The sequence below is a fragment of the Alteribacillus sp. HJP-4 genome, from assembly GCF_042139015.1.
Taxonomy (GTDB): domain Bacteria; phylum Bacillota; class Bacilli; order Bacillales; family Marinococcaceae; genus JBHIKY01.
The window spans coordinates 204,150-222,673 of record NZ_JBHIKY010000005.1 but is presented as its reverse complement, the minus strand read 5'-3'; the positions used below and the strand labels follow the sequence as shown (position 1 = coordinate 222,673).

22 protein-coding genes are annotated in these 18,524 nt (G+C 40.0%); 7 read left to right on the top strand and 15 right to left on the bottom strand.

Features of this window, described 5'->3' with window-relative positions:
- Positions 1 to 51 precede the first annotated feature (51 nt).
- A complete protein-coding gene (locus ACE4RR_RS06790) occupies positions 52 to 468 on the bottom strand; it encodes a hypothetical protein (RefSeq protein WP_375534648.1) in 417 nt (138 codons plus the stop codon).
- Between the two features lie 803 nt (positions 469 to 1,271).
- Between ACE4RR_RS06790 and ACE4RR_RS06785 the strand changes: the two genes are divergently transcribed.
- Entirely contained in the window at positions 1,272 to 1,427 is a 156-nt protein-coding gene (locus ACE4RR_RS06785) for a hypothetical protein (protein ID WP_375534647.1), read from the top strand.
- Positions 1,428 to 1,497: 70 nt separating this feature from the next.
- On the opposite strand, the gene ACE4RR_RS06780 is transcribed toward ACE4RR_RS06785, so the two are convergent.
- From ACE4RR_RS06780 to ACE4RR_RS06760, 5 genes are all read right to left on the bottom strand, one after another.
- The gene (locus tag ACE4RR_RS06780; protein WP_375534646.1) at positions 1,498 to 1,668 is read right to left on the bottom strand and encodes a hypothetical protein; all 171 of its coding nucleotides are present in this window, start codon (positions 1,666 to 1,668) and stop codon (positions 1,498 to 1,500) included.
- A gap of 147 nt (positions 1,669 to 1,815) precedes the next feature.
- The gene (locus ACE4RR_RS06775) at positions 1,816 to 1,935 is read right to left on the bottom strand and encodes a YjcZ family sporulation protein (RefSeq protein WP_375534645.1); all 120 of its coding nucleotides are present in this window, start codon (positions 1,933 to 1,935) and stop codon (positions 1,816 to 1,818) included.
- A 71-nt stretch (positions 1,936 to 2,006) separates the two neighbouring features.
- A complete protein-coding gene (locus ACE4RR_RS06770) occupies positions 2,007 to 2,798 on the bottom strand; it encodes a DUF2935 domain-containing protein (protein ID WP_375534644.1) in 792 nt (263 codons plus the stop codon).
- 49 nt (positions 2,799 to 2,847) lie between these two features.
- Positions 2,848 to 3,060: a hypothetical protein gene (locus tag ACE4RR_RS06765; protein WP_375534643.1), complete on the bottom strand. Its 213-nt coding sequence runs from the start codon at positions 3,058 to 3,060 to the stop codon at positions 2,848 to 2,850.
- A 114-nt stretch (positions 3,061 to 3,174) separates the two neighbouring features.
- A complete protein-coding gene (locus ACE4RR_RS06760) occupies positions 3,175 to 3,327 on the bottom strand; it encodes a hypothetical protein (RefSeq protein WP_375534642.1) in 153 nt (50 codons plus the stop codon).
- A 113-nt stretch (positions 3,328 to 3,440) separates the two neighbouring features.
- On the opposite strand from ACE4RR_RS06760, the gene ACE4RR_RS06755 reads away from it, so the two are divergent.
- Entirely contained in the window at positions 3,441 to 3,953 is a 513-nt protein-coding gene (locus ACE4RR_RS06755) for a DUF3231 family protein (RefSeq protein ID WP_375534641.1), read from the top strand.
- Between the two features lie 42 nt (positions 3,954 to 3,995).
- On the opposite strand, the gene ACE4RR_RS06750 is transcribed toward ACE4RR_RS06755, so the two are convergent.
- Positions 3,996 to 4,136 (bottom strand): RusA family crossover junction endodeoxyribonuclease, encoded by a 141-nt coding sequence (locus tag ACE4RR_RS06750; RefSeq protein WP_483860824.1) that lies wholly within the window; start codon positions 4,134 to 4,136, stop codon positions 3,996 to 3,998.
- A 245-nt stretch (positions 4,137 to 4,381) separates the two neighbouring features.
- Between ACE4RR_RS06750 and ACE4RR_RS06745 the strand changes: the two genes are divergently transcribed.
- On the top strand, positions 4,382 to 4,474 hold the full coding sequence (locus ACE4RR_RS06745) for a YjcZ family sporulation protein (protein ID WP_375534640.1): 93 nt from the start codon (positions 4,382 to 4,384) through the stop codon (positions 4,472 to 4,474).
- 352 nt (positions 4,475 to 4,826) lie between these two features.
- Here the strand turns inward: ACE4RR_RS06745 and ACE4RR_RS06740 are convergent, their stop codons facing one another.
- Genes ACE4RR_RS06740 through ACE4RR_RS06725 form a run of 4 tightly spaced genes read right to left on the bottom strand, consistent with a single transcriptional unit; the run spans position 4,827 to position 8,997 of the window.
- On the bottom strand, positions 4,827 to 5,927 hold the full coding sequence (locus tag ACE4RR_RS06740) for a GerAB/ArcD/ProY family transporter (protein WP_375534639.1): 1,101 nt from the start codon (positions 5,925 to 5,927) through the stop codon (positions 4,827 to 4,829).
- 12 nt (positions 5,928 to 5,939) lie between these two features.
- Entirely contained in the window at positions 5,940 to 6,173 is a 234-nt protein-coding gene (locus ACE4RR_RS06735) for a hypothetical protein (protein ID WP_375534638.1), read from the bottom strand.
- Between the two features lie 6 nt (positions 6,174 to 6,179).
- Entirely contained in the window at positions 6,180 to 7,382 is a 1,203-nt protein-coding gene (locus ACE4RR_RS06730) for a Ger(x)C family spore germination protein (RefSeq protein WP_375534637.1), read from the bottom strand.
- Between the two features lie 28 nt (positions 7,383 to 7,410).
- Positions 7,411 to 8,997 (bottom strand): spore germination protein, encoded by a 1,587-nt coding sequence (locus ACE4RR_RS06725; protein WP_375534636.1) that lies wholly within the window; start codon positions 8,995 to 8,997, stop codon positions 7,411 to 7,413.
- A 445-nt stretch (positions 8,998 to 9,442) separates the two neighbouring features.
- On the opposite strand from ACE4RR_RS06725, the gene ACE4RR_RS06720 reads away from it, so the two are divergent.
- Entirely contained in the window at positions 9,443 to 10,072 is a 630-nt protein-coding gene (locus ACE4RR_RS06720) for a trimeric intracellular cation channel family protein (protein WP_375534635.1), read from the top strand.
- A 160-nt stretch (positions 10,073 to 10,232) separates the two neighbouring features.
- Here ACE4RR_RS06720 and ACE4RR_RS06715 read toward each other — a convergent pair whose 3' ends face one another.
- The gene (locus tag ACE4RR_RS06715; RefSeq protein ID WP_375534660.1) at positions 10,233 to 11,795 is read right to left on the bottom strand and encodes a malate:quinone oxidoreductase; all 1,563 of its coding nucleotides are present in this window, start codon (positions 11,793 to 11,795) and stop codon (positions 10,233 to 10,235) included.
- A 338-nt stretch (positions 11,796 to 12,133) separates the two neighbouring features.
- A complete protein-coding gene (locus ACE4RR_RS06710) occupies positions 12,134 to 13,060 on the bottom strand; it encodes a bifunctional helix-turn-helix transcriptional regulator/GNAT family N-acetyltransferase (RefSeq protein WP_375534634.1) in 927 nt (308 codons plus the stop codon).
- Between the two features lie 358 nt (positions 13,061 to 13,418).
- Between ACE4RR_RS06710 and ACE4RR_RS06705 the strand changes: the two genes are divergently transcribed.
- The gene (locus tag ACE4RR_RS06705) at positions 13,419 to 14,216 is read left to right on the top strand and encodes a carbonic anhydrase (protein WP_375534633.1); all 798 of its coding nucleotides are present in this window, start codon (positions 13,419 to 13,421) and stop codon (positions 14,214 to 14,216) included.
- A 308-nt stretch (positions 14,217 to 14,524) separates the two neighbouring features.
- On the opposite strand, the gene ACE4RR_RS06700 is transcribed toward ACE4RR_RS06705, so the two are convergent.
- Complete coding sequence (locus tag ACE4RR_RS06700; protein WP_375534632.1) at positions 14,525 to 15,427, bottom strand: alpha/beta fold hydrolase; 903 nt, start codon at positions 15,425 to 15,427, stop codon at positions 14,525 to 14,527.
- A 100-nt stretch (positions 15,428 to 15,527) separates the two neighbouring features.
- Here ACE4RR_RS06700 and ACE4RR_RS06695 point away from each other — a divergent pair, with 100 nt between their 5' ends.
- Positions 15,528 to 16,211, top strand: a complete 684-nt coding sequence (locus ACE4RR_RS06695; RefSeq protein ID WP_375534631.1) for a GntR family transcriptional regulator — start codon at positions 15,528 to 15,530, stop codon at positions 16,209 to 16,211.
- Between the two features lie 114 nt (positions 16,212 to 16,325).
- Here the strand turns inward: ACE4RR_RS06695 and ACE4RR_RS06690 are convergent, their stop codons facing one another.
- Positions 16,326 to 17,384: a tartrate dehydrogenase gene (locus ACE4RR_RS06690; protein ID WP_375534630.1), complete on the bottom strand. Its 1,059-nt coding sequence runs from the start codon at positions 17,382 to 17,384 to the stop codon at positions 16,326 to 16,328.
- Between the two features lie 245 nt (positions 17,385 to 17,629).
- Between ACE4RR_RS06690 and ACE4RR_RS06685 the strand changes: the two genes are divergently transcribed.
- The gene (locus ACE4RR_RS06685) at positions 17,630 to 18,457 is read left to right on the top strand and encodes an STAS domain-containing protein (protein WP_375534629.1); all 828 of its coding nucleotides are present in this window, start codon (positions 17,630 to 17,632) and stop codon (positions 18,455 to 18,457) included.
- Positions 18,458 to 18,524: the final 67 nt, after the last annotated feature.

Here is an 18,524-nt window from a genome sequence, read left to right as displayed (position 1 = left end):
CTTGTCTTGTTGATACTCATTGGATTTCCCCCCTTCGTAGAGTATGTGACATTATTTTGATTCGTCAGTGATATCAAAAGAGGTGCGTATTTCTTCGCCGAGATCTTCCCATTCTTCCATGTCATGTGGTGGACTGATGATTAATTCGATGTTGGTGAGGTCTGACTGGTCGTCATTTAGCACAAACCATACTTGCCCTTCTTCGATACCTGCCCGTAAAAATCGCCACCCCCTTCGCCTGAGAGCATCATTTCTGTCGTCAATCTGTTCACCGGTGTTGGTCACTATAATAGATTGATCGGGATAAAAGCTTACATCCTGGTCTGATGTATTGGTGGCTTTCATGTCCATGATAACAATGCGGCAGTTCTCTTTTTCTTCATCAAACATCCAGGCGGTATCTTCATGAGGGGTTAAGTCAATCACATCGACCACACTAATTTCTAACTCCATTGGTCCACTGGTCACGGTTTTCGATTCGTCTTGGACGCCAGCGCCGACAACTTTTATATGCTTGAATCCATAATGCTCGCCATTTTGATCAATCTTTCGCTAGCTCTGTCCCCGTCTGATTCTTCCGAAGCTTCTTCTTCCTTCGATCATTGTAGAGGTACATAACTTCTTTTCCCCAGACAAAGACCCATTAATCATTATTCTGCTGTAATACACAGGCTCTCAGAAGCAAAATAAGAGAATGACTTGTGCAACTCCCTGAATAACTGTTATGCGGTTGCAAGTTTTACGATCTCCCTTAGCTGAGCTTATGTAAAATGATCCATCGTATCAAATTTCGTTTGATTGATCTTTATGCTCATATTTTCTGGAATAAGCTCGTCACTGTTAGATAACTTTAAAAGGTTATATACGTTTTAAACGCTTATTAAGCATCTGCTTCCCACTCTTCTACATACACATATTTAAAGCCCACACTGTCTAAATACTTAAGATACTCGTTATCTGGTTCATGTTCCAGCCTCCCGTGGTTTCTCCCTACCTGGTACAGTAATTATGATGAGTAGATGCCTTCTTTGCTTTAAATGGATCCTGTCCTCTAATTTCTTCACCCGTTTTAACATACTCATATGTTGACTCAGCGAGATGTCCTCTCACTCTCCAATAAAATAATATTTTACATCAATTAAATAATTTATATACCAACATTATATAAATGTTTTAACTAATTTTTTCATGAATAAAGGTTTATTTTTATGATTTTACGTGGAATAGAACATTATTCGATTTAAGAATAAGTCCAATTCTCGGAGTGAATAATGCCTATTTCAAGTGAACAATTAATAAAGGAAACGGAAGAAAAATTACATCGTTCATTAGATACTAAAGAGAAAGAATTTATAAAATGGATGGTTGAAGAAGAAAACTATTATTCTAGAACAACTCAAGAAAATAAAAATGACAGAATTATATGATAATTTCTGAGGCTGGACAGCCATTAAAAATTATTTAATCAGAGGACTCTTTCGCTGGGAGAGCACACCTTTATGTCATAGTGGAACTTTGCTGCTTTTCTTTAAACCCGTCTTGACATCCTTTTTTGTAACCATCTTTGTAGCCTAAACGATACATGGCTTTTAGCATATTTTCGAGTTGATCTCTTAATTCAGCGTCTGCGAATGTTTCTAGGAATGTTTTTGCATCTTTTTGTTCCATCTAACCCCTATTTCATAAGGACTGTCCAGCCTCATTATACTCCTTTTACCTTAAAGATATTACTGCTAAACCATAGTATATAAAAAGTATGAGAAATAATTGTACAAGGGAGATAATCAACGGAGAATCATCTCGCCATGTAATTACTTAATATCCCCCAAAACCGAACTCTTTTCCTTTTCCACCGTAAGACCCATACCCACCATAATCGCCATAAGAGCAATATGCTGATCCAACGATAACTAGTAAAATGAACCTAAGATACATTTATTTGGTTTCTTACATTTAGTGAACTTTTGGACCATCAATTGTGGAACATATCTAGCAGGATCCTTGCCCTAATTGTTATTTTCTAAATATGTTTCAAACCTATCTATGATTTCAATGAACCTTTCAGCCTCTCTGAATGTATGATCAGCTAGAAGAGGATGAATATTACTCTTAATACGGCATGCTTCAATTAAATCTCTTGCAGTTTTCTTAAAATCCCTTAACGAGACCACTGAAATTCTATTTTGATCTAGAAATTGATCTAATAAAGGAGAAGTTTCAGATTGAGGTCGCATAGAATCTAGATCTATAGCTTGGAACACCAATTGATCAAAGTCATGACTAAACTCTTTCGCTTGATCGACTAACTTTCGCTCTGAGGGATCTAACAAATGTCCAATAAATTTTGCATGGTCTGCCATTATTTTTAGAAAGAATACATTCTCCTCAATAATCGCCTCAGGTAGAGGTGTTAATGTTCCTTCATTCAATTCTTCTAAGCGATTTGCAAAGTAAGCTGCTTCTCTGCTTATGTGGTCAATTAATAAAGGAAAATTATTTGAACGGATTTGACAATTCAGAGTTAACCCTAATACTTTTCTTTTGTATGCCCAAATAGAGGCAGCTGCTTGATAAACTTTGTTATTAAATGCTTCAATCTGCTCTGGATCAGAGTTAACCGTAAACTTACTTAATTGTTCCTCAATTCTCTCAAACTCTTCAATAAATTGTTGAGCTTCTTCAATCAGTTGCTTTTGCTCATAGGTAAAACCTAAAGTTAAAAATAACGAATGCTCCTTCATTATCCTAGACCAAAATTTAATTTCATCTAGTGACCTCACAACAAATAAATTTGCCATAAATCCCTCCTTGAAATTCAACCATCTTATCCATTTATTAGTGTATTTATTATGGCTGGTTTGTAGAACCATCATCATCCTTTAAAAAGACCCTAGCCACAATTGAGATTTCTCGTAAAATCTTTCCGTTAAATATACCTTTGCGGGTTGCTTTCTCCCAAGATTCTACATGACTTTTTTCCGGTTTTTGATATAGTTCACCTTCCCTCACAACTTCAAAGGCAAGTTTGGCTACAATGAAGATAACTTTACTCAAATCCATTTTGAATACCGTCCGTATTATCGATTAATATTTTATTGTAAGTTAGTGTTTCTGCTAAAATGTCCACTCTGTCTTTTGCCCTCATAAATGTTGACATTTCATGCAATCACCTCATTATTTTATTGGTCGGATATGTTGTCTTTGTTTAGCATTTTTCATTTGCTTTTGAAACTCCCCATTCATATCGAGCACTTCTTCATCTGTTTTTCCAGTCATAACTGCTGCCATTGTAAGCATCTGACGAAACGTAATGCTATTTTGATCCAACACTTCAGACACCTCACATATTTTTTGGTTGCCCCTTTAATTTTTGTTGAATAAAAATTTCCATTTAAGTAAACCTATTTGTGTATCACAAAAATTAAAAAAGGAGTGTTTTAATGGGTATGATGTCAGGTAACCCCAAAAAAGAACCGATGCATTATGGAGAAATTTTTGGAATGTGGTCCTACTTATCGGTCGCTAAAGGTGCGTATGCTTTGTATGAAACATTCATGAACCATGCAGGTGATGAAGACCTAAAAGATTTAATTAAGGGCCTCTTGAAAAATATTGAACAAGAAGAGGCTGAAATAGAAGAAACATTAAAAGTGAATGGAATTCCTTTACCGCCTACTCCTCCCGAAAGATCTATGGCAAAGCTTGAAGATATTCCAATGGGTGCACGTATTAATGATCCAGAAATTGCGGCTCATATCGCAACTGATATTGCCACTGGACTTGTTGCTTGCAGCCAAGTCATGGGGCAAAGTACGAGAGAAGATATTGCCTTGATGTTTGGTAAATACCACATGAGTAAAGCACAAGCTGGAGCTAAGGGTTTGCGCCTCAGTAAGAAAAAGGGTTGGCTTATTGCACCACCACTGCACACGGAAGTACCAGCCGAAGTTTGAAAAAGTATCTTCTAACAAGTCAGACTACCCAGTCTGGCTTCTTTATTTATTAAAATAAAATTTTACTATAAGTATCTGCCTATCATCGTCATAAGCAATTTTATTTAAGCCATGTGTAATGCGCTTGACGTAGTTATCAATATCTCCTTGACTGCCGCCACATAGAAAAATAGATATATTCACATATACAGGTTCATTAATTGTCTGATGTGTTGGCCTCTCGCTGTCCAGCCTACAAGCGATTTATAATTCAGATACCGTTGTAGCGTTCTTTTTAACGTGAGCCGTTACATCCTCCCTTCTCCTGATTCAGTTCATCAACCAAATCCTCTTCTTTGTTATAAACCCCTATTTTTGAATTAAAAGGCTTTTGCTCTAAAGCTCTTTGTAATCATTTTCATAAGTTATTACAAAGGGGGGTGTACTCGATGTCTGATTTTAAGAGAGACAACTTTGCCTTAATTGTTGTATTGTTTATCTTGTTAGTAATTGTTGGCACAGCTTTTGTTAAGTCTTATTAATATAATCAAGATTACGAGCGTCTCCCATTGCGCTCGTAATTTTTAATAACTGAATCAATTTCATAAGTGCTTTATTGAATATAAAACACGAACATTTCAATGATAGCGTAAGGCGACGACTCCGGGTCGATTAAAACCGGCCACGTCCGGTGGAAAGCAATGTTATTTCCACCTTTGAATTCAGACCCGGTTTTTTCTATTCTAATTAGCTCCTTATTTATTTTAGTAGTTACTACTTCAATCTAAACTACTTTTTCCATTTATATTAGAATGCTTAGTTTTTTGTGTGATGTTATGGAAACCATATTTAAGAATGCCCACCAAGAAGGAAAGATAACGGCTTTCTAATTGCCTAGTCACCGAAGCTTCCTATTCTTCTGATCTTAGCCACAACCAGCAGGATTAGCGGAATCAGCAGGCCAGCCGTTCCAGAGTAAAGTGTCCAATAACGCTCCGTAAACGTCGCTAAGTAGATAATGTTTGGATATATGATTACCGACAAAATGAGCATGATCAGTGCTAACGGTAATAACAGCGGGCGGTAATCTTTGAGATTTAAAAGGTTTTTTATGCCAAAGGAAGCGGCATAAAAACAAATTGACAATTTAAAGTAAATGGTAATCATCCAGATACCAGCTACAACTGCTTCAATTCTCTCGATAAAACCGCCAATCGTGATTCTTTTTGTCAGCATATAAACCGGATATATTATCCTTGCAGATTCCTCTGCACCAAGGACAGCTATACTAAGCGTGGTAAGAACAAGGAGCACCGCCGCACCTGTTATGACACCAACCATAAAACCTTTTCCAGCTTTATGGGATTGGTTTACAAATGGGAACACCATTAAAAATATGACCAATTCAAAAAATGGGAACCCGGCAAACTGAAAGGCACCTGCAAAAACAGGCCGCATCCCTTCAGCCAGAAACGGTTTTAAATTATTCCATTCAGCTTCGGGGAGCACGGAAACAATAATAACGAAAATGAAAAATAACACGAAAGGAATCACGAGTTCCGCAGCCCTGCCAAGCACTTCAATTCCCAGTCTGGCGCCAAAAACAACGACACAAATAAAGATAAAATGAATAGATTCAAACGGTGTCCCATACAGGATTTGACTTGACATAAATTCACCCATGTTGCGTACATTCAAAGCGGCAAGCAAGAATGCAAAAGAGATGAACCATAATGCTGCCAGTTTGCCTGCCCATTTTCCTAAAATTCTCTCACAATACTCTGCCAACGTCAGGTCAGGATACAATTGACTTACTCGAACAAGGAGCAACGAGCTGAGCAGGCCGACCAGTAAGCCGGCAAAAGCGGACAGCCAGGCATCTTGCATCGCTGAAACAGCTAAAATGGGTGGGATATAAATAATCGCACTTCCGATCGTAAACAGCACCACTAATAACGTGAACTGGGCAACATCTATTTTTTCCTGATTCTGCAAAGCGAATGCCTCCTAACCCAGCCAATTTTTCACAAGGTCACTTAGTGGTTTGTATAAACTCGCAATATAATCCATCGGAGTGGGAAGTTGAACATCCAATGCAAATAGAACGGCTAATATCGTCCCCGTGGCCAATAACAGTCCAAACACCCACATCTCTTTCTTCCATTTTTTTTTCGAAAGTGCCGGGACTTCAATAATGGCGATAAGAATTGCTGCAGTGATTACAAAAAGTACCTTCCACATATGCCCTTACTCCTTAAACTCATCAGTAATCGGATTGAAGAACCTTCCAGTCTGTTTAATTGTCACATTCCCTTGAGTGTGAAGATCCACGTTTTCAAATTCCTGATCCCAGTCATTTTTCAATTCCTTCCACGTATGGGGATCCGATCTCCAAATGAGTTCTCCAAAACCAAATATGTCGGTATGCAATTCTTGCGCTTTCTTGACAGCCAGTTCCACCTTTTCAGTAATGGCTGCGTTCACAAGGCTTTCAATCTCCTCAATAGTTTGATTTTCTGTAAGATTAACATCGCATTCTACATCGGCAACACTTCCTGTCCCATTGATCGTAACCGTTGTTTGAGGTACTCCTTTTTCCATGTGAGTGGTGATGGAAGCTTCCGTATTTTCAAGTTCAACGCTGATTTTTCCCTTTTTCCCCCCTGGACAAGCCACACCTTCAATTGTGTTGTTCACATTTCCCTGGGTATAATTATATCCTTTGCTTTCATTCTCATTTAACCAGCCGACGAGACGATCATTTTTAAAAACCGCCAGCCCGGTAAGTTGTGCCACCACTTTTGGATCTGAAAGTTTTACATCTTTCAAACTCTCCCCATCATCCGGGTCGCCCTGCAATACAACCCCGCTTAATACAGCCTCTCTCCCATCTCTCTCAAAAAACGTTTCCAATTCTTCGATATGCACCGTGGTCGTTGTCCCTAAGGTATCGGCAGTAACCTCCAGGGAATTAAACAGCTTGTCTGCAGGAATCATCTCCATTGAAGTTAAGTTTTTCAATATATTGCTGGCTTTTCCCTCTTTAGCAACCAGGATATAAAAATCCGGCCTTGTTTCATTATCCCTGGAAAATAGATCCAAACTCTTTACGATACCATCCCTTGCCATATCTTCACCCAAAACAACAACACTCATATGAGCATTGTATAATTTTCGCGGTACAATGGTTGCTAATTTTCGTTGTGCTTCATAATGTGTTTCACCATCTGTTTCATATACTGTGACAGGACTGTCGAAAGCAGCCGCTCCTTCTACTTGAGCAATCTCACTTGGATTAACGATCTGAGCAGAAATATGAAAGCCTGAGTCAGTTTTGTCAATACCATATGCGGCTACTATAGCCAGGTCTTCCATTTCTGTCATACTCCAGCATCCAGTCATGAACAGCGTAAGTAACAGGATAAGTAAAAAGAAGAGTCTCCTTTTCATGGCTCCCATTCTCCTCTCCGCATTCCCACTATTTTGGGATTGGCTTAGTTGGTTTAATCTTTGATTGTCTTCTCATATTGTTCTGGTTAATTAAACGCGGCCTTGTCATCCTCCAGAAAATCGGCATCCTTATAATTGCATCCTTCTGATCGAATTTTATGAAAGGAGCCAGCGGACTCATATATGGAATACCGAAGGAACGTATGCTGCACAAATGTACAATTAACGCAATCAATCCAACTGCTATCCCAAATAATCCAAATGTCGCTGCAAATATCATAAACCCGAATCGTAAAATGCGTACTGGTATGGCCATGTTTATAGCGGGAAACACGAAATTTGAGATCGCTGTAAATGCGACGACGATCACCATAGCTGCTGAAACAAGGCCGGCTCGAACAGCTGCTTCTCCAATGACGAGTGCACCGACAATCGAGATTGCCTGCCCAATAGCTTTCGGCATACGTACCCCGGCTTCTCTCAGTACTTCAAATGCGACACCCATTAGCAATGCTTCTACCAGCGCCGGGAAAGGCGTACCCTCCACCTGGGCAGCCAAGCTTAGTAAAAGTGCATGAGGAAGAATTTCTTGATGATAGGTGGTAAGTGCAATATAGATAGCTGGAAGAAGCAAGGCGGTAAAAAACGACATAAATCTCAATAAACGAAGCAGAGAAGCAATATCAGCCCGTTGATAGTAATCTTCAGCAGCCTGGAAATATTCTACAAACACAGAAGGAACCAGCAATACAAATGGCGAGCCATCTACAAGAATCGCTACACGACCTTCCAGTAATCCACCGGCCACAACATCCGGACGCTCTGAATCAACAATCGTGGGAAAAGGGGAATAGGCTTCATCTTCAATTAATTCTTCAATATAGCCACTATCTAAAATGCCGTCTATGTCAATTCTGTCGAGTCGCGTCCGCACTTCATCGACAATTCCTTCGGTAACAATCCCTTCAACGTACATAATATCTACCTGAGTTTGAGTAACCTGACCGATAACTCTTGTTTCCACACGCAGGTCTGGTGATTTAATTCTGCGTCTTATCAGTGAAGTATTGGTTCTTATGCTTTCTGTAAAACCTTCCTTCGGTCCCCTGATTACGTTCTGTGTAGATGGCTCATCCACGCCTCTCTTTTCCCACCCTTTTACATTAAGGGAAACAGCATGGTTATACCCGTCAATGAGTAAAACTGCCTCTCCCATAATCAAGGAAGAGTACAGCTCATCATAAGAACGGACTTCCGTCACTTGACTGGTACTAAGTACTTCATTCTTCAAAACGTGTACAGAATTTGAGTTGGAAGAAAACAGCTTTTGAAGCTGAACATCGCTGACTGTTGTTAAGAGAGACTCAACCGCTTCCTGCAATAAAACTTGATCCACCAGTCCTGCTGTATGTATCAAACATGTTTTTAACGCCCCATCAGCACCGACACCAATATCTCTGAATTTAACGTCGCTGCTGTAGCCTAGTCTCTCTTTAATTTTTTGTATATTTTCCTTTAAGTCCGTGTTTAAATACTCTTGATCACTATGGCGGTTGGATTGTTCTGCATGTTTAGCGATTTCTCTTTTTCGAAATTTTTTTGTAAGAAAGCGCATTGCACTCCCCCCTCTTTAGTAACGCAGCTTTCTCATAGTTTGCGGCATTTTCAAAAATTCATGCAGGATGATCAATTTCTATGAAAAAGGAGGGAGTATCAAATGAATTTATATCTTTTTGAACAGGAACGCGTCAATTAGGTGAAAAACAAATCACTAATGCCTTGTTTCAAAGTACTTTACGTCACCGAGAAATTAAAGGGGGTAAAAATTAAAACAGGTTGTACCTTTGTTCGGGAAATTGAATTTTAAAATGAGTATAACGATTGCGCAAAAGCAGCAGATATATCATGAAAGAAAACCATTTATTCATGCTGAAAACAAAGACTTCATGTTATTCTATTAACGTGAGCTTATGACTGGCAGGTAATCGCAATATAAAAAAAATTAAATTAAATATTCTATTAAGTATTCATTATTCAAATTTAGAAAGTTGGATGTTGATGTGTGGGAGGTTCTAAATGTTATCGGAACGATTGCATTTGCACTGAGCGGTGTGAATGTGGCGTTAGAAGAGCGGTATGATTTGATGGGTGTTTACATATTAGGCTTTATTACGGCCTTTGGCGGGGGAGCTGTAAGGAACTTACTTATCGGGGTTCCGGTAGAAGCACTTTGGGATCAGGGTTTATTATTTACGATAGCTTTTATTGTAATGACAATCGCTTTCGTCTTTCCTACGCTTCTAAAATGGACATTTTTACGCCAGGGCGTTTTCTTTGACGCGATCGGACTTGGAGCATTCTCTGTACAGGGAGCTCTGTATGCTTATTCCATGGGACATCCGCTCAGTGCCTGTATCGCTGCAGCAGCGCTTACAGGCACTGGCGGCGGAATGATCCGCGACGTCCTGGCTGGGAGAAAACCGTTATTTTTACAAAAAGAAATCTATATTGCCTGGACTTTAATACCTGGAGTTGTTGTAGGACTGGGCTGGATGACCGGCTCATGGCAGCTTTTGTTTGTGGTCGTATTAATAGTTGCCATGCGGCTCTGTTCTGTGTATTTTCAATGGTCCCTTCCAAGCAGGCAGGCAGTATTCCAGAAAAATGAATCGGAAAACATACAGAGCTGAGTCAAAAATCCTTCCCGTCAGATAATTTATTCAGGATAAGAAGAGGCAGCATGGTACGCTTTTTATGTACAAAAACCTCTGACATGGAACACACCTTGTCCAGGTCAGAGGAATTTTCTTCATTTAAATACCTGATACCACAGGCATTTATTAAAAGTTCTCAGTTAATATTAGATACCTTGTCTTCTCTGCGGAGTCCCAGTGTATCGTTTGTTGAATGACGGATTTTATTTAGAAGCTCCGGGTTTTCCATTAGGGACTTTCCGTAAGACGGAATCATTTCTTTGATTTTTGGTTCCCATTCTTTCAAGTGCTGTGGGAAACACTTTTTGATTACTTCAAGCATAACGTGAACTGCAGTAGAGGCACCTGGAGAAGCACCCAGTAATGCAGCAATCGAGCCGTCTTCAGCAGTTATCATTTCCGTACCAAATTGAAGTGTGCCTTTTCCGCCAGCTTCCGTATCTTTAATCACCTGCACACGCTGGCCGGCTACGATTAAATCCCAATCCTCGCTTTTGGCATTCGGGATAAATTCACGTAACTCTTCCATTCGCTTTTCTTTTGATAGCAAAACCTGCCCAATCAGGTATTTTGTCAATGGCATCTCTTTCGCGCCTGCTGAGAGCATCGTTAACACATTATTCGGTTTCACTGAGGTTACTAAATCGAACATGGAACCAGTTTTTAAGAACTTTGGTGAGAATCCGGCAAACGGTCCAAATAACAGCGTTTTTTTATGGTCGATGTATCTTGTATCAAGATGCGGAACTGACATTGGCGGAGCACCAGCCTTTGCCCTGCCGTAAACTTTTGCATGATGCTGCTCGGCAACGTCCGGATTTTTACACTCCATAAAAATTCCGCTTACCGGAAATCCGCCAATATGTTTTCCTTCCGGTATACCAGATTTTTGCAAGAGATGCAGGCTTCCTCCCCCGCCTCCGATAAATACAAACTTTGCGGTATGTCGCTCCACCGTATTGCTGTCCAGATTCCGTACTTTTAATTCCCACTGGCCGTCGCTGGTACGTTTGAGATCATTAACACTGTGTTTGTAATTTATTTCGACATTTGTACGCTCTAAGTGGTCAAACAACATGCGCGTCAACGCCCCAAAGTTGACATCCGTTCCTGAGTCGATTTTTGTTGCTGCTATGGGGTCCTTCGCATCGCGGCCCTGCATAATAAGAGGTATCCATTCTTTCAGTTTATCCGGCTCCTCGGAGTATTCCATCTCTTGAAATAAAGGATTCTTTGACAACATTTCATAACGCTTTTTTAAGAAGGTTATATTCTTTTCCCCTTGTACTAGGCTCATGTGAGGCAGCGTCATGATAAAATCCTGAGGATCAGCCAACAGCTTTCTGTTTACAAGGTAAGACCAAAACTGCAGGGAAACTTGAAAATGTTCATTAATTTTAATCGCTTTGCTGTTATCTATAGTTCCATCGGACTTTTCATCGGTGTAGTTAAGTTCGCATAATGCCGCATGGCCCGTTCCCGCATTATTCCATTCGTTGGAGCTTTCTTCTCCCGCCCTTTCAAGCTTCTCAAACACGGTGATTTTCCAATCCGGAACTATCTCCTTTAATAGAGTTGCAAGTGTCGCACTCATAATGCCTGCACCAATTAATATAACATCTGTGTTTGTTTCACTATTGCTCATTTTACCACCCTCTTCTCGTAAATTTTGCAGAAAAGTAGCAGTGGCAAAATTCATTCTGTATAGGGAGAGCCAGCCAACTACATTTTCTGTCACAATGATATCCCTATCATAGTTTATTATTTATACAGTCAAATTTCTACTATTTTAAGATTATCTTTCATTCATTAATAGTTTATAATAGTTGGTATTCTTATTCATTTTAAAAACTTGAATTAGAATGTTACCGATTCTTTTGAATTATTTTTTGGGGTCATTATATATTAATACCCTAGATTTTATCCATTTATTTGATATAGGGGTACTGATATAATTAAAGTTATAATTAGCTAATCCCTCTTTTGATGACAGGCTGACGCCTGTCTTTTTTTTGGCTGTTAATTCAAATGTCGCTTCTATTCACTGAGAAGGTCCAGGTCCCATCGTTCTTCAGTTAATGGAGTTCCTGTCCATTCTTTGTTGGTCTTTACTTCGGTGATGGTAAAATTGAATGCCTTGTATAGGTGCCGCGCCGCTTCTAAAATGCTGACAGTCCATAAGAAAACGTGCTGGTATGACTGGGCTTCGCAGAACTGCACGGCTTTCTCCATAAGTTTTCTGCCAATACCCATACCATGGTAGTTTTCGTCCAGTACGAACCATCGCAGCTGCGCGAGCGTTTCATCAGATTTCGTTATCGCGATGGAACCAGCTATTTCCCCTTTTACTACAGCTACCCAAAGTTCTCCACCAGTTGTATCCAGCATAAATTCTGCTAAACCCTTCAAGACGTAATACTCAAACAAGTTCCCGAACTGATAATTTTTTTCATAGAATTTTCCATGAAGGTGTGCGACATACCCAAAATCTCCCGGCTGAAAAGGCCGGATCAAAACGTCATGCTGGTGCTGCGATTCGTTTAAAAAGATCGATTCTATTGTTTTCATTGAAGTCATCAGCCTGGACAGATCCCGCTCGGAAAGATCGTGAATCATCTCACTTACGCCGGCATTGGCATCACGGATCAGGTTATGATAAATTTCTTCTCCATGATCTGTGAGATAGAGTAAGTATCGGCGTTTATCAGCCGCTGATTGTTTTTTTTCTATCAATTTTTCATCTTCGAACTTTTGAATAATCCGGCTCATATATCCTCCGTCAATGCCGAGATCTTCTCTGATTTCCGATGATGAGCAGCCCTTTCTGCTTTTAATTTCCGTTAACACTCGTGCCTCTGTTAATGATAGGGTCTGATTATAAATCTTCTGATCGACTCTTCCAAGAAAGTTCGCGTAAAGCCGATTAAACTGTCGGATATTTTCTACATAATGGATGTCATTCATTGGAAGACCCTCCTTATGATATCTACTTCTATCGTAAGGATTTTAGTTGACTTAGTCAATTAATTTTTTCTCATTCTTGATTTCCCGGCGGAATTTGTACCATCCACCTTTTAACGACGATAAAATTGTCCCCAAGCCAAATTTTTCTTGCCAAGGTTCAGTCTCATCCTCGTTTAATGTATTCGTTTTAGTGAAGTATGACGCATAAGAAAAAGTTAAGAAGGACTTATTGTACATTCAAACGATTGTTACTACGATTATTTATAGAAGCGGGCAGGGCGTATGCAGTCCTGTTTGTTTCTTTTACCAATACATTGCGTTTATTAAAGAATATTTACAAAAGGAGAGAAACCATCGCATGTCAAAAAGATTAGTTTTTCCTGTTTTAGCTGCGTCCCTTAGTCTGCCATTAAGCGCATGCCAGGAAGGGACTAAAGAAACGAATTCGCCAGGGGAGGAAGAAGAAGCCGCGGAATGGTCATATGAAGGGAACTCAGGTCCTGAGTATTGGGGGGAATTAGATTCAGATTACTCAACATGTGTAGATGGAAGGGAGCAGTCCCCTATTAATATCGAATTCTCTGACGTCTCACAGGACGAAGAGTTAGAAAGTATTGACATCAATTATCAGCCGGCAGCCTACACATTAGTTCATAACGGCCACACGATTCAGGCTGAAAATTCAATTGAGTATAATAATATTATAGTAAATGATACAGAGTATACGCTGGATCATTTTCATTTTCACACGCCAAGCGAACACTTATTTAACGAAGAGCATTATGAGATGGAAATGCACCTTGTTCATGAAAATGAGAAAGGCGAAACAGCCGTTCTCGGAGTAATGATTCAAGAGGGAGAAACAAATGAAGAGTTATCTGCAGCATGGAATAACCTGCCTGCATCAGAATCCAGGGAAGAAGTTGCTATCAATGATCCTATAGATCTTCAGGCATTACTTCCGCAGAAAAACACAACCTTTCATTATAACGGTTCGTTAACTACCCCCCCTTGTTCAGAGGAAGTTGAATGGATTATTTATAAGCAGCCCATAGCTATGTCACAAGAGCAGATAAAAGACTTCCAGGAGATTTTCCCTGATAATCACCGGCATGAACAGGATTTAAACGAACGGGAAGTAATTGAAAACAAGTAGATATTCGTGATTATCTGCAACATTTCACATCCCGCTTTTTTTATATTATTGTGCCATCTCTGGCAACAAATGCTGTCTTAGCACTGGATAAAGTCATTACAAAATGAAATAAAGAGGTTTGTGTGTACACCGTCGGGAGAGACAAAGTGCAGAAACTGGATAAAGCTTGAGAGACCTTTTCGCCGATGATTTTCGATTTTCCGCCGATGAATTTCAAAAATTCGCTGATCAATTTCAGATTATCGCTTATCAGACCTAAAAAGCGCTGATCGGGGGGATCCTTTCACCGGATGCTCTACCATGCCCGTCTATTCAATTCGTTTAAAAAACTCAATTATGTTTTCCGCTGTTTCTTCCGGTTTTTCTTCTGGCACATAATGGCCGCAGTTTTTGATTTCTTTTCCCGTAACACCTGGTATAATTCTGTTCCATATCTCTGTTACCGGCAGGCCAGTCAGATTTCCTTTTTCGCCCCATAACAAAAGCGCCGGCATATCTATTGTAGGCTGCTTTTCAGTTCGGTAGCGGGGCAGATCAATGTTGTAGGCAGCTCTGTAATCATTCAGAGCTGCTAAGACAGCACCTGGCTGTTTCCAGGCAGCCAGATATTCATTCCAGGAACCATCTGATGAAAATTTTTCAAACAGACCGTCTCCTCGGCTTAGTAAAAATTTCAAATATACTTCTTCTTTTCCTTTCAGCATTTCCTCAGGCAGCTCCTCCACTACTTGAAATACCCAATGCCAATATTTAGTGGCTGCATCAGCCGCCGTTATGGAATTATAAACATATTCCATTGGTAAAATATCAATAAGGACCAGTCCAGTTACAAATTCCGGATAATCTAAAGCGAGACGTCTTGCCACCCGTCCTCCCCGATCGTGCCCTGCGATAAGAGCTTTTGGTACATTCAGATGCTGTAGTAGTACTTTGATATCCCCTGCCATTGCTTTTTTATCATAGTTCTCCATTCCTTCAGGCTTATCCGATTTCCCATAGCCGCGTAAATCCAGAGCTGCCACTCTGAAATGATCCGTAAGCTTTGGAATGACATAGCGCCAGGTAAGCCATGTCTGTGGAAATCCATGCAGGAGTATACATAAAGGAGCATCTTTTTTCCCCGCAGTAACATAATGAAGGGTGACGTTGTTATATTTCACATAGCCGTGTTCTATATACTCGCCCGTGAATTGATCAAATACCAGACTCATCGCTTTTCACTCCTCTAATGAATTCTAAGTACCACTCATCTATAATGGTACGTTATAATACAAATTAGAAACTTTTTCGACGGAAAGGAAAGGCATGGTTATGAGGCAAAAATCCATTCAAAAACCGACTCCCTATTATGAACAGTTTTATCACTCCTTAAAAAAAATGATCTTTGAAGGAGAGTTACAACCGGGGGAACGTATAAATGAAACGCAGTTATCGAAAGAATTCAATGTAAGCAAAAGTCCCATCAGGGAAGCCGTCCGAACACTAGAGCGTGAAGGTCTTCTCGTGTTTGATGAAAAAAATAAAATAGTCGTCTATGAACCTACGGGTAAAGATATTGAAGAAATTTATGAATGCCGGCAGGCACTCGAATCCTTTGGTGTAAAGTTTGTCGTGGAGCGTGCGAGCGATGAGCAGATGATGGAGATAGGTGTACTCCTGAGCAATACAAAACAAGCGATTCAGGATAAAAAGCCTGCGCATGAAATCATTGCCATGAATGAGGAATTTCATCAAAAAATTATTGAATTCAGCCAGAACGACCGCTTAAAAAAGCATATAAACGAACTGAAATCACTCATGCATTTGTTTCGTATTTATAACTTTACAGGTATCAATAGAGCCCTGGTTATCTGGGAGGAACATCATCGAATTTTTCAAAAAATGAATGCCCGTAAAGGTAACGAGGCAGCGGAGGCTATGATTGAACATTTAAACTGTGATATTGTTCATTTAAAAGAGGTTCTGGCGATGGACAAAAAAAGTTTTTTCAACTAAGCCTGAAAAAGATGACACTCGCCTGACATTATCTAATGCCGGGAGGAGTCACTAAAGTGAAAGAAGCCTGCTGAAAAAGATCAGCCGGCTATCCTTTTTTCTTACATGCAGTTGTCAGACCTTCTGCAGCTTGTCTATAATATGATCCGTCACTTCTCCCGTTTTCGAATTGCCTCCGATGTCAGGTGTCACGATTCCTTCTTCAATCACCGTTTCAATAGCGTGCATTAATACTGTTGCAGCTTCTGTTTCGCCAAAATGATCGAGCATCATTTTGGCCGTCCAGATCTGGCCAATGGGATTTGCAGTTTCTTTCCCTACAATATCAGGTGCTGAGCCGTGAACGGGTTCAAACATTGAAGGATACTTCCCATTCATATTAATGTTAGCAGCCGGGGCTATACCAACACTTCCCATAATCGCAGCTCCAATGTCCGTTAATATATCACCGAACAAATTGCTGGCAACGATAACGTCAAATCGTTGGGGGTTGGTCACAAAAAAAGCGGCCAAAGCATCAATATGCTGCTCTTCTGTTTGAATGTCCGGGTATTCAGCAGACATATCCCGAAACACCTCATCCCAAAAAGGCATCGAATGAAAGATTCCGTTTGACTTCGTCGCACTTGTCACCAATTGGCGCCGGGCTCCGGCCAGCTTGAAGGCTTCCTTCATTGCTCTTTCAATACCTTTGCGGGAAAAAATAGCATTCTGAATAGCAATCTGGTCCGGACCATTATAAATTCTTCCCCCTACCTCACTATACTCCCCCTCACTGTTTTCACGCACAACAATTAAATCAAAGTTTTCTGCATCCGCCAGCTTAGATTTTATCCCGTTGAACTTTTTGGCAGGGCGGATGTTAAGCACCTGCTCAAATCCGCGGCGGATATTAATCAACAGCCCCCATAAAGAAATATGATCAGCTACTATATTGGGATTTCCGACAGCGCCTAAAAATACAGATTCAAAATTTCTTAATGTTTTCAAACCATCATCCGGCATCATTTGCCCATGCTCTAAATAATATTCACAGCTCCACGGAAATTCCTTAAAAGTAAATCCTATTCCTCCGTGTGCCTCTGCAAGGGCGTTCAATACTCTGATCGCTTCCGGCACTACCTCTTTTCCTATTCCGTCTCCCGGAATACTGGCAATTTCATATGTATTCACTAGCGCACCTCCTATTTTAGTCGTCGGTCGACTAAAATAAATATAAATCAATAGAATCACTTTGTAAACTACTATTATTGAAATTTCAGAAAATAATAATGTGAAGCCCGGCCAAGAAAAAGTAAGTATTGGCTGCATACTATAGTCTCGATTTTATAAACACAGGTGTATCAGATTGTTTTATCAGTAAACTTCCGGTAAAATATAATCATTGGTAAACTATTACAATAGTGGGAGTGGTTCTATTGGAGCGCTTAATTGAAAACGGTAATAAGATTAGAAGCTATATTCAAGAAAATAGAGAGCGTTTTGAAGAAACCCTTTTAAATGAAGCGGTAAACGTCCGGGAGAAAATTGATGAAATACAGCAGCGCGGCAATATCAACTTAGTCAGCAACGCTCATTTACTTATAAGATTTATTGTTGAAAAAGAGGATGCCGAGCTTATTGCGTTTGCAAGACAGGAAGGCGAAGCCTGGGCAAAACATTCTTTAACACTTGGATTTAAGATTGAATGGATTCAGGCAATCCGCAGGACGCTTTGGATGTTTCTCCGGGAATGTCACCATACAGAGCTCGAGCTAAACGATACAGACGAATTTTTCGAAACAGAAAGTCTGATAAATGATCAGGTTGATAATTTTCTTCATGCATTTTTTATTCGATATTCTGAATATAAGGATCAGCTGCTTGAAGCTCAAAAGCAGCTGGTGGTCAATTTATCCGTGCCGGTGATCCCTCTAACTTCAGAAATATGTGTACTTCCTCTGATCGGTGCGATTGATTCAGAACGCATCTATTCTCTAGAAGAAAAAATTCTAACCGAAATCGGCACGCTGCGTATCTCAAAGCTTATCCTCGATCTCTCCGGAGTTGCCGATATAGAGGAAGACGCGTTGGAGCATGTGTTTCGTTTAATGAATGGTATTACAATGATGGGATGCGAAATTGTCGTCACAGGCCTTCGTCCGGAGATCATCCAGAAGATAATTAAGCTCGGTCACAGCTTCAACAAATTCGCTGAAACAAAAGGAACTCTGCAGCAGGCCCTTCAGAAGTACATGAAAACATAATTATAAGAATAAAAGACGCTTCCGATTATCAACTAGTCGGAAGCGTTACCATTCCCCCCTTCTATCT

Excerpts from the sequence above, each read along its gene's own strand:
- ACE4RR_RS06785 (WP_375534647.1), top strand. The coding sequence starts at position 1,272 with ATGCCTATTTCAAGTGAACAATTAATAAAGGAAACGGAAGAAAAATTA.
- ACE4RR_RS06780 (WP_375534646.1), bottom strand. The coding sequence starts at position 1,668 with ATGGAACAAAAAGATGCAAAAACATTCCTAGAAACATTCGCAGACGCT.
- ACE4RR_RS06775 (WP_375534645.1), bottom strand. The coding sequence starts at position 1,935 with ATGTATCTTAGGTTCATTTTACTAGTTATCGTTGGATCAGCATATTGC.
- ACE4RR_RS06770 (WP_375534644.1), bottom strand. The coding sequence starts at position 2,798 with ATGGCAAATTTATTTGTTGTGAGGTCACTAGATGAAATTAAATTTTGG.
- ACE4RR_RS06765 (WP_375534643.1), bottom strand. The coding sequence starts at position 3,060 with ATGGATTTGAGTAAAGTTATCTTCATTGTAGCCAAACTTGCCTTTGAA.
- ACE4RR_RS06755 (WP_375534641.1), top strand. The coding sequence starts at position 3,441 with ATGGGTATGATGTCAGGTAACCCCAAAAAAGAACCGATGCATTATGGA.
- ACE4RR_RS06745 (WP_375534640.1), top strand. The coding sequence starts at position 4,382 with ATGTCTGATTTTAAGAGAGACAACTTTGCCTTAATTGTTGTATTGTTT.
- ACE4RR_RS06735 (WP_375534638.1), bottom strand. The coding sequence starts at position 6,173 with ATGTGGAAGGTACTTTTTGTAATCACTGCAGCAATTCTTATCGCCATT.
- ACE4RR_RS06730 (WP_375534637.1), bottom strand. The coding sequence starts at position 7,382 with ATGAAAAGGAGACTCTTCTTTTTACTTATCCTGTTACTTACGCTGTTC.
- ACE4RR_RS06725 (WP_375534636.1), bottom strand. The coding sequence starts at position 8,997 with ATGCGCTTTCTTACAAAAAAATTTCGAAAAAGAGAAATCGCTAAACAT.
- ACE4RR_RS06715 (WP_375534660.1), bottom strand. The coding sequence starts at position 11,795 with ATGAATTTTGCCACTGCTACTTTTCTGCAAAATTTACGAGAAGAGGGT.
- ACE4RR_RS06710 (WP_375534634.1), bottom strand. The coding sequence starts at position 13,060 with ATGAATGACATCCATTATGTAGAAAATATCCGACAGTTTAATCGGCTT.
- ACE4RR_RS06705 (WP_375534633.1), top strand. The coding sequence starts at position 13,419 with ATGTCAAAAAGATTAGTTTTTCCTGTTTTAGCTGCGTCCCTTAGTCTG.
- ACE4RR_RS06700 (WP_375534632.1), bottom strand. The coding sequence starts at position 15,427 with ATGAGTCTGGTATTTGATCAATTCACGGGCGAGTATATAGAACACGGC.
- ACE4RR_RS06695 (WP_375534631.1), top strand. The coding sequence starts at position 15,528 with ATGAGGCAAAAATCCATTCAAAAACCGACTCCCTATTATGAACAGTTT.